The sequence below is a fragment of the Candidatus Photobacterium acropomis genome (assembly GCF_030685555.1).
In the GTDB taxonomy this organism is placed as follows: Bacteria; Pseudomonadota; Gammaproteobacteria; order Enterobacterales; family Vibrionaceae; genus Photobacterium; species Photobacterium lucens.
In genome coordinates this window covers 1,477,337-1,493,710 of the sequence record NZ_CP131609.1, presented here as the reverse complement: position 1 = coordinate 1,493,710, position 16,374 = coordinate 1,477,337, and the positions used below count along the sequence as shown (strand labels likewise).

17 protein-coding genes and 1 riboswitch are annotated in these 16,374 nt (G+C 41.5%); of the genes, 11 read left to right on the top strand and 6 right to left on the bottom strand.

The genetic code is table 11. The features are described 5' to 3' along the window. Positions 1-2: 2 nt before the first annotated feature. From hisD to hisIE, 7 genes are read left to right on the top strand one after another with little or no spacing between them, the layout of a single operon-like run. Entirely contained in the window at positions 3-1,304 is a 1,302-nt protein-coding gene (gene hisD, locus Q7657_RS14000) for a histidinol dehydrogenase (RefSeq protein WP_107164972.1), read from the top strand. Positions 1,305-1,313: 9 nt separating this feature from the next. Beyond that, on the top strand, positions 1,314-2,360 hold the full coding sequence (gene hisC, locus Q7657_RS13995) for a histidinol-phosphate transaminase (protein WP_107165204.1): 1,047 nt from the start codon (positions 1,314-1,316) through the stop codon (positions 2,358-2,360). 11 nt (positions 2,361-2,371) lie between these two features. Next, positions 2,372-3,442, top strand: a complete 1,071-nt coding sequence (hisB, locus tag Q7657_RS13990) for a bifunctional histidinol-phosphatase/imidazoleglycerol-phosphate dehydratase HisB (RefSeq protein ID WP_498827396.1) — start codon at positions 2,372-2,374, stop codon at positions 3,440-3,442. Further along, a complete protein-coding gene (hisH, locus tag Q7657_RS13985) occupies positions 3,442-4,089 on the top strand; it encodes an imidazole glycerol phosphate synthase subunit HisH (RefSeq protein ID WP_107164971.1) in 648 nt (215 codons plus the stop codon). The genes hisB and hisH overlap by 1 nt, the downstream gene beginning before the upstream one ends. Positions 4,090-4,109: 20 nt before the next feature. Then, positions 4,110-4,844 (top strand): 1-(5-phosphoribosyl)-5-[(5-phosphoribosylamino)methylideneamino]imidazole-4-carboxamide isomerase, encoded by a 735-nt coding sequence (hisA, locus tag Q7657_RS13980; RefSeq protein ID WP_053988427.1) that lies wholly within the window; start codon positions 4,110-4,112, stop codon positions 4,842-4,844. Between the two features lie 10 nt (positions 4,845-4,854). Then, positions 4,855-5,628, top strand: coding sequence for an imidazole glycerol phosphate synthase subunit HisF (gene hisF / locus Q7657_RS13975; protein ID WP_107164970.1), 774 nt, complete (start codon positions 4,855-4,857; stop codon positions 5,626-5,628). Then, positions 5,625-6,248, top strand: coding sequence for a bifunctional phosphoribosyl-AMP cyclohydrolase/phosphoribosyl-ATP diphosphatase HisIE (gene hisIE / locus Q7657_RS13970; protein WP_107164969.1), 624 nt, complete (start codon positions 5,625-5,627; stop codon positions 6,246-6,248). Before hisF ends, hisIE begins: the two co-directional genes overlap by 4 nt. Before the next feature lie 116 nt (positions 6,249-6,364). Here hisIE and Q7657_RS13965 read toward each other — a convergent pair whose 3' ends face one another. Together Q7657_RS13965 and Q7657_RS13960 are read right to left on the bottom strand one after the other, a co-directional pair. Then, positions 6,365-6,943, bottom strand: a complete 579-nt coding sequence (locus tag Q7657_RS13965) for a thymidine kinase (protein ID WP_008986579.1) — start codon at positions 6,941-6,943, stop codon at positions 6,365-6,367. Between the two features lie 150 nt (positions 6,944-7,093). After that, positions 7,094-8,692 (bottom strand): Na+/H+ antiporter NhaC family protein, encoded by a 1,599-nt coding sequence (locus Q7657_RS13960; protein WP_107164968.1) that lies wholly within the window; start codon positions 8,690-8,692, stop codon positions 7,094-7,096. Positions 8,693-8,777: 85 nt separating this feature from the next. Further along, positions 8,778-8,959: riboswitch (Lysine riboswitch) on the bottom strand. Positions 8,960-9,320: 361 nt separating this feature from the next. Here Q7657_RS13960 and Q7657_RS13955 point away from each other — a divergent pair. Continuing rightward, positions 9,321-9,716, top strand: a complete 396-nt coding sequence (locus tag Q7657_RS13955) for an H-NS family histone-like protein (protein WP_008986577.1) — start codon at positions 9,321-9,323, stop codon at positions 9,714-9,716. A gap of 230 nt (positions 9,717-9,946) precedes the next feature. Here Q7657_RS13955 and Q7657_RS13950 read toward each other — a convergent pair whose 3' ends face one another. Together Q7657_RS13950 and Q7657_RS13945 are read right to left on the bottom strand one after the other, a co-directional pair. Beyond that, positions 9,947-10,918, bottom strand: coding sequence for a lytic murein transglycosylase (locus Q7657_RS13950; RefSeq protein ID WP_107164967.1), 972 nt, complete (start codon positions 10,916-10,918; stop codon positions 9,947-9,949). Between the two features lie 7 nt (positions 10,919-10,925). Further along, the gene (locus Q7657_RS13945) at positions 10,926-11,204 is read right to left on the bottom strand and encodes a YcgL domain-containing protein (protein ID WP_023932967.1); all 279 of its coding nucleotides are present in this window, start codon (positions 11,202-11,204) and stop codon (positions 10,926-10,928) included. A 221-nt stretch (positions 11,205-11,425) separates the two neighbouring features. Here Q7657_RS13945 and minC point away from each other — a divergent pair, with 221 nt between their 5' ends. The 3 genes from minC to minE are packed head-to-tail and all read left to right on the top strand — an operon-like array spanning position 11,426 to position 13,237. Beyond that, entirely contained in the window at positions 11,426-12,130 is a 705-nt protein-coding gene (gene minC, locus Q7657_RS13940) for a septum site-determining protein MinC (protein ID WP_053988432.1), read from the top strand. Between the two features lie 24 nt (positions 12,131-12,154). Further along, complete coding sequence (gene minD / locus Q7657_RS13935) at positions 12,155-12,967, top strand: septum site-determining protein MinD (protein WP_053988433.1); 813 nt, start codon at positions 12,155-12,157, stop codon at positions 12,965-12,967. Between the two features lie 6 nt (positions 12,968-12,973). Beyond that, positions 12,974-13,237 (top strand): cell division topological specificity factor MinE, encoded by a 264-nt coding sequence (gene minE, locus Q7657_RS13930; protein ID WP_005370595.1) that lies wholly within the window; start codon positions 12,974-12,976, stop codon positions 13,235-13,237. Positions 13,238-13,295: 58 nt separating this feature from the next. Here the strand turns inward: minE and rnd are convergent, their stop codons facing one another. After that, positions 13,296-14,423, bottom strand: a complete 1,128-nt coding sequence (gene rnd / locus Q7657_RS13925; RefSeq protein WP_053988434.1) for a ribonuclease D — start codon at positions 14,421-14,423, stop codon at positions 13,296-13,298. A 164-nt stretch (positions 14,424-14,587) separates the two neighbouring features. Continuing rightward, the gene (gene fadD / locus Q7657_RS13920; RefSeq protein WP_053988435.1) at positions 14,588-16,273 is read right to left on the bottom strand and encodes a long-chain-fatty-acid--CoA ligase FadD; all 1,686 of its coding nucleotides are present in this window, start codon (positions 16,271-16,273) and stop codon (positions 14,588-14,590) included. Positions 16,274-16,374: the final 101 nt, after the last annotated feature.

The following is a 16,374-nucleotide window of genomic DNA, read 5'->3' as shown; positions in this document are numbered from 1 at the left end:
CGATGAAAACAGTTGTATGGCAATCTCTAAGTGAGAATCAGCGAGAAAAACTGCTTGCTCGACCAGCCGTTAATAATGGCGCCAATATCAGCGCGATTGTAACCAGTGTTATTGATGATGTTCGTCGTCGTGGTGATGAAGCATTACTCGAGCTTACAGAAAAGTTTGATGGTATTCGTCCAGCGTCTTTAAAAGTCAGCAATAATGAAATAGATGCGGCATGCTCTCGCCTCAGTGAAGATATGAAAGCAGCACTGCAACAAGCTTTCGATAACATCAGTACATTCCACCAGGCACAAAAACAGCAAACCCTACGGGTTGAAACCCAACCGGGGATCATTTGTGAGCAGATGACTCGCCCTGTTAACTCGGTCGGTTTATACATTCCCGGCGGCAGTGCTCCTCTGCCATCAACCGTATTGATGTTAGGTGTACCTGCTAAAATTGCAGGTTGTCAAAAAGTCGTGTTGTGCTCTCCACCACCGATCGCCGATGAAATTTTATACGTTGCTAAATTATGTGGCATTGATGAAGTGTATAACGTTGGTGGTTCACAAGCTGTCGCTGCGATGGCTTACGGCACAGCAACCGTTGCCAAAGTGGATAAAATCTTTGGCCCTGGCAACGCCTTTGTTACCGAAGCCAAGCGCCAAGTCAGCAATGACTTCCGTGGTGCTGCCATTGATATGCCAGCCGGCCCATCTGAAGTATTAGTAATTGCTGACAGCAGTGCTGATCCTGATTTCATTGCCGCAGATCTTCTGAGCCAAGCTGAACACGGCCCTGACTCTCAGGTTATTTTAGTAACACCAGATCCTGTCATTGCCGATAAAACAGCAGATGCCATTCAACGTCAACTCGCTGAGTTGTCTCGTTCTGATATCGCAAAAGAAGCATTAGGTTCAAGCCTACTGATTGTTGCTGAAACCTTGCCGCAATGTATTGCGATTTCAAATAACTATGGTCCTGAGCACTTAATTGTACAAACCACTAATCCACGTGACTTAGTGCCATTACTGGACAATGCAGGCTCTATTTTCTTAGGTAATTGGTCGCCAGAATCTGTTGGTGATTATGCCTCAGGTACTAACCACGTATTACCGACTTATGGCTATACACGTACCTACTCAAGTTTAGGCTTAGCAGATTTCTCTAAACGCATGACAGTACAAGAGCTGTCTGCGGATGGTCTGCTAGGTTTAGCGAATACCGTAACAACGATTGCCGATGCCGAAGGTCTTGATGCCCACAAACGTGCCGTAACAATCCGCGTTGAAAAATTAATGGCAAATCGTGAGGGATAAATCATGACGATGGCAAGACTCGCACGTAAAACAGTACGTGAATTAACCCCTTACCAATCAGCCCGTCGATTAGGCGGTAGCGGTGATATTTGGTTAAACGCTAACGAATCGCCGTTTGATAACGAATACAACATTAGCCTTGCACGATTAAACCGCTACAGCGAATGTCAGCCACCTGAGCTTATCAATGCTTACGCTGACTATGCCAATGTAAAGCCCGAGCAAGTATTAACCTCACGTGGTGCCGATGAAGGTATTGAGCTTCTAATCCGCGCTTTTTGTGAGCCAAACCAAGACAGTATTTTATACTGTCCACCAACTTATGGCATGTACGCCATCAGTGCCGAAACTTACGATGTGAATGCGAAGGTTGTTCCACTGACAAGCAAATGGCAATTAGATTTAGAGGCTATTTCACAAAACCTTGATGGTGTGAAAATTGTTTTCGTCTGTAGCCCGAATAACCCAACAGGTAACTTATTAGCACGTAAAGACATTGAAGCCCTACTCGATATGACAGCAAACTCAGCCCTTGTCGTGGTCGATGAAGCCTATATCGATTTCTGCCTAGAAGAAAGTGCTAGCAATTTACTGTCAAGCTACCCGAATTTAGTCATTCTACGTACGCTATCAAAAGCGTTTGCGCTAGCTGGTTTACGTTGTGGTTTTACTATTGCTAATAGCGACATTATCGAAGTATTGCTTAAAGTGATTGCGCCCTATCCAGTGCCTGTACCTGTCACTGAAATTGCCGTCCAAGCGCTATCAGAAGCAGGTCGCGCACGAACAAAATTCCAAGTGCTAGATATCAGTGCAAACCGTGCTTACTTACAAGCGGGTTTAAGCATGTTAGATGGTGTAACCGTATTTGATGGTTACGGTAATTACCTACTGGTTAAATTCCCTAATGCAGACCAACTATTTAAAGCATTATGGGATAACGGCATTATTTTACGCCGCTCTCCAATTGAAAACTGCATACGAATCAGTGTAGGTAATCGTGATGAGTGTGAAAAAACGCTCGCCTTTATTCGTAGCCAATTAGAACAACAATAAGGACGTTGATTGTGAGCAAGGAAAAGATTTTATTTATTGACCGTGACGGCACCTTAATTGTTGAGCCTCCGGTAGACTTTCAAGTTGATCGTTTAGATAAACTTAAATTTGAACCGAATGTGATACCAGCCCTGCTAGCTTTGCAAAACGCAGGCTACAAGTTGGTGATGGTGACAAACCAAGATGGCTTAGGAACAGATAGCTACCCACAAGCAGATTTCGATGCGCCACACAATATGATGATGGATATTTTCGAGTCTCAAGGCGTGATATTTAGTGATGTGCTGATCTGTCCTCACTTTGATCACGAAGGTTGTAGCTGCCGAAAACCTAAGCTTGGACTTGTCAAAGAGTACCTTCAGCAAGGTCGTGTGGATTTTGAAACGTCAGCGGTGATTGGCGATCGTATTACCGATCTACAGCTAGCAGAAAACATGGCAATTCGTGGGATTCAGTACAACCCTGAAACCATGAATTGGATGCAGATCTTAACCGATTTAACCACCCAACCTCGCATTGCCGAAGTTGTACGTACCACCAAAGAGACTGACATTCGCGTTAAAGTGAATTTAGATCAAACTGGCGGCAATACTATCTCTACCGGTCTTGGTTTTTTTGATCACATGCTTGATCAAATCGCCACGCACGGCGGTTTCCAAATGACCTTAACCGTTGATGGTGATTTACACATCGATGATCACCACAGTGTTGAAGATGCAGCACTAGCACTGGGTGAAGCGTTGAAAAAAGCCTTAGGTGATAAACGTGGCATTGGTCGCTTTGGCTTTAGCCTACCGATGGATGAATGCTTAGCCCAATGTGCGTTAGATTTATCTGGTCGTCCGTATTTGAAATTTGATGCGCAATTTAGTCGTGATCAGGTTGGTGATTTATCAACGGAAATGGTACCGCACTTCTTCCGATCTTTAACCGATACGCTGGCTTGTACCCTGCACTTATCATCAACAGGCGATAACGATCACCACATTGTTGAAAGCCTATTTAAAGCGTTCGGTCGCACATTGCGCCAAGCGTTCAAAGTGGAAGGTAACGAGTTACCAAGCAGTAAAGGAGTGTTGTAATGACCGCAATCAACACTGCACAGCGCGTCGTCATTATTGATACCGGCTGTGCCAATGTATCTTCTGTCCGCTTTGCTATTGAACATCTTGGCTATCAAGTAGAAGTCAGTAAGGATCCAGAAGTTGTACTTGCTGCCGATAAACTGTTTTTACCGGGTGTCGGTACAGCCAGTGAAGCAATGCAGAACCTACAACAGCGTGATTTAGTCGCTTTAGTTAAACAAGTGACGCAACCGCTATTAGGGATCTGTTTAGGTATGCAATTACTTGGTAAAGCGTCGCAAGAACACGGTCAAAATGGCAGTGAAATTATTCCTTGTCTCGATTTGTGTGATGCTTCTGTAGAGAAAATCCAAGCAGAGGGTTTACCGCTGCCACATATGGGCTGGAATACCATTACACCGGAAGATAATCACCCACTATTTAAAGGTATTCCTGCGGGCAGCTATTTTTATTTCGTTCATAGTTACGCCATGCCTGTATTTGATAACACCGCACAACAAGGTGGTAAAACTATCGCCAGTGCGCAATATGGTCAAAGCTTTACTGCTGCGGTACAAAACGGCAATTACTACGGGGTGCAATTTCACCCAGAGCGTTCAAGTAAAGCTGGCGCGAAACTCATTCAAAACTTCCTCGAACTATAACGATAACAAAAGGACTTGTTATGATTATTCCTGCATTAGATCTGATTGAAGGCCAAGTGGTACGCCTATTCCAAGGCGACTATGGGCAAGTAACAGAATACAAAGTCGATCCCGCAGAGCAATTTAATCTTTACCACCAAGCAGGTGCTAACTGGCTCCACTTGGTTGATTTAACTGGCGCAAAAGATACACAAGCCCGTCAGTTATCTCTGATTGAAAAACTACTTAAAAGCACACCTGCCAATGTACAAATTGGTGGTGGCGTACGCACCGAACAAGACGTCGCAGATCTGTTAAACGCAGGTGCTAAACGTGTGGTAATTGGCTCAACCGCCGTTAAACAACCAGAAATGGTAAAAGGTTGGATGGAAAAATACGGTGCTGAACACATCGTATTGGCACTGGATATCAACATTGATGACAACGGTAACCGCATTGTTGCTGTCTCTGGTTGGCAAGAAGATTCAGGCGTCACTATTGAAGCCCTACTCGACGATTTCTTAAAAGTGGGTTTAAAACACGTGCTATGTACTGACATTTCACGTGATGGCACATTGGCAGGCTCGAATGTCGAGCTATATGTCGATCTTTGTCGTCAATATCCACAAGTACAATTTCAATCATCTGGCGGTATCGGTTCGCTTGATGATATTGCAGCATTAAAAGGCTCAGGTGTGGCTGGTGTGATTGTCGGCCGTGCCCTACTTGACGGTAAGTTTACTGCCGAGCAAGCCTTTGCATGCTGGAACAGTTAAGGAGACCACAATGTTAGCTAAACGTATTATTCCTTGTTTAGACGTACGTGATGGTCAGGTTGTAAAAGGCGTCCAATTTCGTAACCACGAAATCATTGGCGATATTGTACCACTGGCAAAACGTTACGCTGAAGAAGGCGCAGATGAACTGGTTTTCTACGATATTACCGCATCAAGTGACGGTCGTGTTGTTGATAAAAGCTGGGTCTCTCGCGTTGCAGAAGTGATTGATATTCCATTCTGTGTGGCAGGCGGGATTAAATCAGCCGACGATGCTAGCCGTATTCTTCAATTTGGTGCGGATAAAGTGTCTATCAATTCACCAGCTCTGGCAGATCCAACATTAATCACTACACTGGCGGATAAGTTCGGTGTGCAATGTATTGTGGTCGGTATTGATTCCTATTTTGACGCTGAAACAGGTCAATATCAGGTATACCAATTTACCGGAGATGAAAGCCGCACCAAAGCAACCCAATGGCAAACTCGGGATTGGGTGGAAGAAGTACAACGTCGTGGCGCAGGTGAGATTGTCCTCAATATGATGAACCAAGATGGTGTGCGTAACGGTTACGACTTAGAGCAACTCAATATGGTACGTAATGTGTGTAATGTTCCTTTGATTGCATCTGGTGGTGCTGGTGAAATGCAACACTTTAGCGATGCCTTTAAGCTTGCCAATGTAGACGGCGCTTTGGCTGCCTCTGTTTTTCATAAACAAATCATCAATATTGGTGAGTTAAAGCAATTTCTGAAAACGCAACATGTGGAGATCCGACTATGAGTTTATTAACCAAGATCAATTGGGAAAAAGTAGCCGGACTGATCCCTGCTATTATTCAAGATAATGCTAGTGGTCAAGTACTCATGCTTGGCTACATGAACGAAGATGCACTTCAAAAAACACTTGATACTAAACAAGTAACCTTCTGGTCTCGCACCAAAGAGCGCTTGTGGACCAAAGGTGAAACATCAGGCAACGTGCTGCAACTTAAAAGTATTCAGCTTGATTGTGACCAAGACACCTTATTAGTACAAGTCGATCCAATTGGGCCAACGTGCCACTTAAACACCACCACTTGTTTTGATAATGATGAAAGCGATACACAGCCACCGTCACTGGTTTTCCTTCATCAACTTGAGCAGCTCTTGGCGAGTCGTAAAGGTGCAGATCCTGAGTCATCCTACACCGCCAGCCTCTACGCCCGTGGCACCAAGCGTATTTCGCAAAAAGTGGGCGAAGAAGGCGTTGAAGTCGCGCTTGCGGCAACGTCGGGTGATAAGGCGGAATTAGTGTGTGAATCAGCGGATTTAATTTATCACCTATTAGTGCTACTGCAAGATCAAGGTTTATCACTGTCAGATGTGACCAATAAACTGCAAGAGCGCCACAATAAGAAATAATTAAACGGTCTGTAAATATGGAAAAAGCCAGCTAAAATTAGCTGGCTTTTTGTTTCGCAATAATTACGTATTACAGGTGTAAATAAAGAAGACTATCCCTATTTGTCATTAAATAATTAACGACCTAATGCTTCTTTATAATGTAGGCGGCATACCGATACATAACGATCGTTACCACCAATTTCAACCTGATCACCGTCAGCAATAGCACGACCAGTTTCATCTTGGCGGATCACCATGTTAGCCTTGCGACCACAGTGACAAATGGTTTTTAGTTCCACCAGCTTATCAGCCCAAGACAATAAGTAACGGCTACCTTCAAATAGCTCACCTAAAAAGTCTGTACGTAAACCGTAACATAAAACAGGAATATCGAGCTTATCGACCACTTCTGTTAATTGATAAACCTGAGCTTTTGATAAAAACTGACATTCATCAATTAATACACAGTCAATTTTGCCATTACTCGATAATACTTTTACACGCTCGAATAAATCATCTTCTGAATTAAATAACTCAGCTTCTTCTTCTAAACCAATACGAGATGTGACTTTACCTACGCCATAACGGTTATCGATAGCAGCGGTGAAAATAAGTGGCGTCATGCCTCTTTCACGGTAATTAAACGAAGATTGCAATAATGTGGTCGATTTCCCTGCATTCATTGCAGAGTAATAGAAATACATTTGGGCCATGAGAGTTCCCTAGTAATACGATTGGTTTAAAAAAACTGCGCCGATGCTACAGAAATTCACCCACAATGAAAAGTGATAGACTTAACAACTACACATTAGTTACAAAAAAGCCCATAACTTTGTATGGGCTTTCACTACATCGTATAAAAATCAGCTTTTCACTGTTGGTTGATAGGTGCGACGGGACAACCATGCAAAGAACACACATACCATAATGAAGGTAGTGATCGCAGCAATAAACGCAACAGGTAATGAATCTGTCATCCCCAATACCAAATAGCCAATCATAGAGACAAAAGCTACAGACATCGCATATGGTAGCTGTGTTGCTACGTGATCAATGTGGTGACAACGTGCCCCTGTTGACGACAAAATTGTGGTATCAGAAATTGGCGAACAATGATCACCAAATACTGAGCCTGCTAATACGCCTGCTAACATTGGGAGCATTAACGCAATATCTGTAGCACCTGCCAAATCACCCGCAATCGGTAACATAATACCGAAGGTACCCCATGATGTGCCCGTCGAGAATGCCATTGCACCCGATAAGATAAATAGGATCATAGGCAATAACATTGGGCTAATATTGCCTTGAACTAAGGTCGATAAATAACGCCCTGTGTTCATATCGCTAATAACGCTACCGATAGCCCAAGCAAATAATAAAATTAAAATCGCTCCAAACATGGATTTAGCACCAATCCATAATGTTCGTACAACTTCAACCATTGCTATACGCTGGCGAAACACCGGAATAATCGCAGCAACAAGACCAAATAAGCCACCTAAACACAGTGATTTACCCACATCGGTATTTTCAAATGCGCCAAGAATAGCAAAAGGTTTACCGTCTACTGCAAGTGCCTGATAGCCAGTGAAGATCATAAAGAAGAAAGTAGCGGCAATCAGAATAATAATCGGCCACACTAAATCGCCGACTTTACCTTTCTCACTTTCCGTTATTTCTAATTCATCGGTAAGATCTTTCGCTTGCTCATCAACATCGCTGCCCTCATCAAAGCCACGACCATGCATGGCGGCCATCTCATGCTTTTTCATTGGTCCAATATCCCATTGGAACCAAGACACAACAAACACCATCGCTAAAGCAAAGATCGCATAGAAGTTCATTGGTGCTAACGTTAAGAACGCACTTAGCGGTGTGTACTCAGTTACTCCGTGGGTAACTAAAATGCCACCAATTAAAGTAATAATATAAGCACCCCAGCTTGATGCTGGCATCAATACACACATCGGTGCTGCCGTTGAATCTAATATATAAGCAAGTTTAGAGCGTGAGATATAAAAACGATCGGTTACAGGTCGTGAAATAGAGCCGACCGCTAAGCTATTAAAGTAATCATCAACAAAAATAAACACACCTAAAAAGGCAGCCAGTAACTTGGCACCACGTTTACTTTTGATTTTTGTTTGTGCCCATTCTGCAAACGCACGAGTACCACCGGACAAGGTTAACAGTGCTGTCATCATCCCTAATATAATGAGGAATAATACAATACTCATGTTCCAGGTGTTTACCCCACCATCAGAAATGAATAAGCCTTTTATTGTTCCTCCTAAATAAGAAGCAGAATGATTAAATGAAAAATCATTTAAATAAAGTGCCCCCAATAAAATACCTGCACCTAGCGAAAGTAACACGCGACGAGAAAGTATCGCCAGCACCAGCGCAACAACAGGAGGAATAATAGATACTAATGAATGGGAATAATCGACTAAATTCATGATCTCAACGACAACCGAATTAGGTGGGAGATCTACTGGAGGAGATGGCTATCACCATATATGAAGAGCCTCTTAAAGCTCCCTTCGTCACAGTAGCGCTCCATAGTTAATATGATGTATATACTATGGCAGTGTTACACTTATTCAATGCAACCCCAGTAAGATGATTTGATGTCATGCTTACTTCGGCATTAGCTCCTTTCATTAACCCTCACCGGTTTCACCCTCTTGTTAATTACTATTAGATAATGCGCCTCTACCTTACAATAAGGATGCGAATATTCTACGTAATGTTTCATTATTTGCAACAACATCACAGTAAAGTTTTAACACCACACGATGAATAACATTGCTTTTATAAATAAATTTTATTCAATTATAGCAATAACGGTGAAATATTATGAACTAAAGCGCATGAACTGTTTCATTTTGTAACTATTTAACGACCAATTTATCTCTTTAACTCTATTCTTTTAATTATAAATAGGATTGTTGTTTTAATTAACTATTAAAGAGAATAACGATTAAAGTGTTTTGACATAAAGAATAAAAACATTACTATTGTAATAAATGATTCGACACTGCTATTATTATTTACAGTTAGTTAAAAATAACAGGAAATATAAAAATGTCTGATGCAATGAAAGCACTTTTAAACCTTCGTAGTCTTCGTGCTCTTTCTCGTGAATATACTCTAGAGCAACTAGAAGAAGCACTTGAGAAATTAACTACCGTTGTTCAAGAACGTGCTGAAGCTGAAGCAGCGGAACAAGCTAAAGAAAATGAGCGTAATGAGAAACTAGCTCAATACCGTGAAATGCTATTAGCAGATGGTATCGACCCAGAAGAATTATTAGCAAGCCTTTCTAAAGCACCAAAAGCAAAACGTGCTGCACGTCCTGCTAAATATAAGTTCATCGACGAAAACGGTGAAGAAAAAACATGGACTGGCCAAGGCCGTACACCAAGCGCACTTAAAAAAGCACTAGATGAAGGTAAATCTTTAGAAGATTTCGAAATCTAATTTGCAAAAAGCATTACGAAAAAGCCCAACTAAGTTGGGCTTTTTTATACTTACTAAAAACAAAGATTTGCCTGTATATCAGCGTAAAAAGTAAATATAAATAGTTTAAAGGTATAAGTTATCTTTCCCTTATTTATTACTTTAATACCACTACTCTTATCTATATTAAAAAACCAGACAAAAATGCCTGGCTTTTAATACACTCTAGATAGCAATTAATTTAGCTCGGTTCAGTAAATCTTATCGGCTAAATGGCTTACTGCTAATGCAAAATAGTGAGATCGATTCCATTTCATTAGCGTTTGGTAATTACCATAAACAAGATATGCACGACCATGGTTATCATCAGGTTGAACTAACCAAGCTTCAATATCTTCTTGTGGTAAGTTAGCGCCCGATAAGGTACGAACCCCTAAAGCCTGCCACTGTGCTAACGTTTTTCCTTTCTCAGCATCAGTGCCTTTTAAACTGTCAGATAATGATGACGGAATTTGTACTTGGCGCCCCCAAGTATATTTATCATTCCAACCAGATTTCTTCAGGTAATTCGCAGCAGAAGCAAATACATCCGCTTTAGTATTCCAAATATCCGCTTTACCATCATTATTTCCATCAACCGCGAAGGTTAAATAAGACGTTGGCATAAATTGACACTGACCCATTGCGCCAGCCCAAGAACCTCTCATCTCATCAATAGTAATGTGACCATCTTGAAGAATTTGTAATGCCGCCATCACTTGTTTGCGGAATAACTCTTCACGACGACCTTCATAAGCTAATGTCGTTAAGGCTTCCACTACATGGTAATTACCTTGTAATTTGCCAAAATTACTTTCAACACCCCACAACGCAACAATAAAGCGTGGCTGAACACCATATTCTTTACCAATGCGATCTAAGGTTTCTTTATTCTCATGATATAAACGACGTGCTTGTTTTACTTTCCAATCAGGTACAGCACGAGGAATATATTGATCTAAAGTTAATTTTTTTTCAGGCTGATTTTTGTCTGCTTTTACTGCACGATGAGTAAAAGTAATGCCATCAAAAGCGGAATCTAAAATAGGTTCAGATATACCATTTGAACGTGCTTCAGCTTTTAATTTATTTATGTATGCGTTAAATCCTTCATCAGCAGCAAAAGCTGTTGAGGAAATCCCTAATCCTAAGGCCACAACGGCCGATATTAAACGCTTATGCATAATAACCTTAATTAACTCTGCCGGCTTTATCGGCTTTATATTGATCCAATAAGTTAGTCACTGGCGGTGGAACTTGAAGATAAAATCCAACCGTATTTAATGCCTCTTTCACTTTTTCAACATCGGCCAATGCTAACTTTCTACCATCAAGCTTTAACACCATAACAAATTGTGGTTTACCAAATGTAGTCATTAATGCTTCAGGTACATCTGAGAAATCATCTTTCTTATTAATATATAAATAAGTGTTATCTTTTTTTAAGCTTTTATAGATTGCACACAACATCTCAATTCGCCTATTTGTTAAAGCTTCCTCTTTCAGACCACAATTTTAACGTATCATTCCCCATTGGTTTATTTTTCACCATAAAGGATGAGACTTTTGTCTGAAATTCCAACGTCAAAGCAAGGATAACTTGCCCCTAACTGCTAGGGAATATACCATGCTACTACCTTTGTGATAATCAACAAGAATGGTTAATTTAATCACTAACCATAATAATGCCCATGACCAAGACAGCTGAACTTAAAGGGAGCTCGTTCACGCTCTCTGCACTTCATTTAATTGATGGTGATATTAAAAAAGCAACTGATCACCTAAAAGAAAAAGTTGAACTCGCACCTAATTTCTTCGCCTCTGCTCCTGTTGTTATCGACATTTCTAATGCAGGCAAAGACATTAACTTCAAGCAGTTAAAGGCAGGAATTGTTGACGCAGGTATGATCCCTGTGGGTATTAGTGGTTGCAAAGAGCCAGAGTTACAAAATCAAGCAAAATCTGCAGGTTTTGCTATTATGAATGCCGCTCGCACGGTGAAAGAACCAACAACAGCAGAATCTACTGAAGTAGAGCCTTCTCCTCAGCCAGTACAAGGCCGAGAGTCTGCACTTATCATTCGCACCCCTGTTCGTTCTGGTCAGCAGATTTATGCTAAAAATCGTGACCTTGTCATTCTAAATCATGTGAGTGCTGGCGCTGAAATTATTGCTGATGGTTGTATTCATATTTACGGGACATTACGCGGACGAGCAATTGCTGGTGCCAACGGTGACCAAGAAGCAACAATTTTCTGTCAGAACTTGCAATCTGAGCTAATTTCAGTTGCAGGGGACTACTGGCTAAGTGATAACATTCAGGAAGAGTTCTGGGGCAAAGGTGTAATTATCTCTATTGCTAATAATACACTCAGCATCGAGCACCTGGCTTTATAAAAGTTTTAATAAGGAATTGAGTAAATGGCACGAATTATCGTTGTTACTTCAGGTAAAGGTGGCGTTGGCAAAACAACTTCAAGCGCTGCCATTGCATCTGGCCTAGCATTATGCGGTAAAAAAACTGCAGTTATCGATTTTGATATCGGTCTGCGTAACCTAGATCTCATTATGGGTTGTGAACGCCGTGTCGTTTATGACTTCGTTAATGTTATTAACGGCGAAGCAAATTTAAACCAAGCACTAATCAAAGATAAGCGCGTTGACAACCTGTTTGTTCTTCCAGCATCTCAGACTCGTGATAAAGATGCACTTTCTCGTGACGGTGTTGAACGTGTTTTAAATGACTTGGATAAAATGGGCTTCGAATTCATTATCTGTGACTCACCAGCAGGTATTGAAACAGGTGCATTAATGGCACTTTACTTCGCTGATGAAGCGATTGTAACAACGAACCCTGAAGTCTCTTCTGTTCGTGACTCTGACCGTATCCTAGGTATCCTAGATTCTAAGTCACGTCGTGCAGAAGATGGCAAAGAAGCGGTTAAACAGCACCTTCTACTTACTCGCTACAATCCAACACGTGTAACACAAGGTGAAATGCTAAGCGTTCAAGATGTTGAAGAAATTTTGCATATTCCTCTTTTAGGTGTTATTCCTGAAAGCCAAGCAGTGCTAAACGCGTCTAACAAGGGTGAACCAGTTATTTTCGATAAAGAATCTGATGCTGGTATTGCTTATGAAGATACAGTTGCACGCTTACTGGGTGAGGAACGCCCGTTTAAATTCTTAGAGGAAGAGAAGAAAGGCTTCCTAAAACGCTTATTTGGAGGCTAACTTTATATGGCACTGCTCGAGTTTTTCCGCCCGAAAAAGACGAAAACAGCGAACGTAGCGAAGGAAAGACTACAAATTATCGTCGCTGAACGTCGTAGTGCTGGACAACCGGCTCCAGCCTACCTACCCCAACTAAAACAAGATATTTTAGATGTGATCAGTAAGTACGTACAAATCGACCCAAATCAAGTGTCTGTGAACCTTGATCATAAAGAGGAAGATTTATCCGTACTCGAACTTAACGTGACGTTACCTGACGAAGAACGTTAATACAGAAAAACCCGCAGAGAGCGGGTTTTTTCTTATCTAAGCCTTAAGTAATTTGCACTTAAGCCTTCTCATCCAAAATCGTTAATACACGTTGTTCAAACAGATCACGACGCCAGTTTTTCAACATTTCAGGGCGTTTATCTTCTCTGCGTTCATGTTTCCATGCCCAAGAAAGCACTTGGTGAATTTGCTTTTTCGATGCTAGAAACTCAGGAGCTAACCCCGTTTCTTTCTCAACTTCAGTCACCACATCTTTAATGTATTTCACCATTTGCTTATAGCCTGGAAAATCCACTAAACGCTCAATTTTAGCTGGGTAGTCTTGTACTGCAATGCGATCACAATCATGCACCATCTTTAATAAGCGATTACCGTGACGCTGGATCTCCATTGGCTCAAAGCCTTCTTTCTCAAGCCCTGCTCGTGACTTGATATTGAAACGAGCTAACTTCCATAAGTGTAACTCTTTAACGATAAAGTTTAAGGCAATATCACGTTTCTGAGCTTCACGTACTCGCCATGCTGCTACCTTTTGTAATACAGCCAATTGCGACGGATTTAACTGCCATGCATTTTTGATATCTAAATATGCTTTCTCAGGGTCGACTGGTTTAATGCGGCGTAACATTACAGAATTACACTCTTGCTGCAGCGCTTCCATATATCCTGTTGCTTCCACCTTAGCGAGTAAGGTTTCATACAACGGCTTTAAATAGTAAACATCTGCCGCTGCATAATCTAATTGCTTAGCGGTTAATGGACGAGCAAGCCAATTTGTACGCGCCTCACCTTTATCTAGCTCAATACCTACATATTCTTTTACTAATGCACCAAAACCCGTTGAAATACCATGACCTAAAAATGCCGCCATTAGCTGAGTATCAAGCATTGGCGTTGGTAGGCAACCTGCGTGATGTTGGAACACTTCTAAATCTTCACCACAAGCATGAAGAACTTTAATTACAGATTGATCACGTAATAGTGCCCATAACGGTTCCATATCATCAATCTCTAACGGATCAATTAATGATAAATGCTCACCATCGAATAATTGAATCAAACCTAAACGCGGATATAGCGTGCGCGTACGGACAAACTCTGTATCCAGCATAACGGCAGCCTGCGTTCTGGCTGAGTCACAACGCTGTTGTAATTGCTCGGTTGTTGTAATTATATCGAAGTTCACATTATACCTTTTCGGTGCAGGGCTAAATCATTAACCTTTTAGTAAATTATATTAAGAAAAATGCCGACGCATTAACGTCGGCATCTATAGTATCGTGCAATGGTATGTAATTACATATCTCATCAAGAACTGACGAGCTTTTTTACATCCTTAGCTAGCGATACTTATTGCTGTTGTGCTTTTTTGTCAGACTCTTCACGTAAAACACGACGTAAGATCTTACCTACGTTGGTTTTTGGTAAATCATCCATAAACTCAACAACTTTCGGGATCTTGTAACCCGTTAAGTGTTGACGACAGTGTGCAATCAACTCGTCTTTGGTTAAGCTTGGATCGCGTTTTACAACACAAAGCTTCACTACTTCACCAGACACTTCATGTGCTTGACCGATCGCTGCCACTTCAAGCACTTTGTCATGAAGCGCAACAACGTCTTCGATTTCATTTGGATAAACGTTAAAACCTGACACTAAGATCATGTCTTTCTTACGGTCGACGATATGTAGGAAACCTTCGTCATCGAATTTAACAACGTCACCTGTTGATAACCAACCGTCATCTGTTAGCACTTCTTTGGTTGCTTCAGGACGTTGCCAGTAACCTTTCATGACTTGAGGACCACGAACTTGTAGTTCACCCACTTCCTCAATACCAACCACATTACCTTCATCATCAACCATACGAATTTCTGTTGAAGGGACAGGTAAACCGATAGAACCATTGTATTTGGTTAGATCGTAAGGGTACGCTGCAACCAGTGGTGAACACTCAGTTAGACCGTAACCTTCAAGTAAGTAATTGCCCGTGATCTTTTGCCATTTTTCTGCAACAGCACGCTGTACAGACATACCACCACCAACAGATAGGCGTAAATGGCTAAAGTCTAGCTCTTGAAAATCTTCGTTATTGATCAACGCATTAAATAGCGTATTTACACCTGTAATAGCCGTAAATTGGTAACGCTGTAGCTCTTTCACAAACGTTGGAATATCACGAGGGTTAGTGATAAGTAGGTTTTGACCGCCCATTTCCATTAGCAGTAAACAGTTAACCGTTAATGCGAATACGTGATATAGCGGTAATGCAGTAACAATAAGCTCACGGCCTTCCGTTAATACAGGACCATAAGCGCCTTTCGCCTGCATCACGTTCGACACCATATTATGGTGAGTCAAAATAGCACCTTTCGCTACACCTGTAGTACCACCAGTGTATTGTAAGAATGCCATGTCATCGCCAGTAATAAACGGCTTAACATATTGCATACGACGACCTTTGCGTAGCGCCATACGCATAGATGTAGCATGAGGTAAATGGTACTTCGGCACCATTTTCTTAATGTACTTAACAACGAAGTTAACTAATGTACCTTTAGGGCGTGATAACTGATCACCAAGGCTAGTTAGGATAACGTTCTTAACACAGGTATTTTTAACAACAGCTTCTAGCGTATGAGCGAAGTTAGAAACGATAACAATCGCTTTCGCGCCAGAGTCATTTAACTGGTGCTCTAACTCACGTGGTGTGTATAACGGGTTTACGTTTACCACAACACAGCCTGCACGTAAAATACCGAACAGTGCGATAGGATATTGCAACAAGTTTGGCATCATTACCGCAACACGGTCGCCTTTTTGCAACTTCAATTCATTTTGAAGGTACGCGGCAAAAGCACGGCTACGCTCTTCCAATTTACGGAAGGTCATCACCTGACCCATGTTAATAAATGCCGTTTGATCAGCATACTTACGTACAGACTGTTCAAACATATCAACTAATGATGAATATGCATCCGGATTAATTTCTGCCGGTACATCTTTCGGATAGCGGCTAAGCCAAACTTTATCCACTTGCACTCTCCTTATTATTAGACTGCGTTGCGACCTATAGCGATATAGGTAAAGGCTGCAATGAAAAATTAAACAAGCGTTTATTTGCCTGCATTACAGCA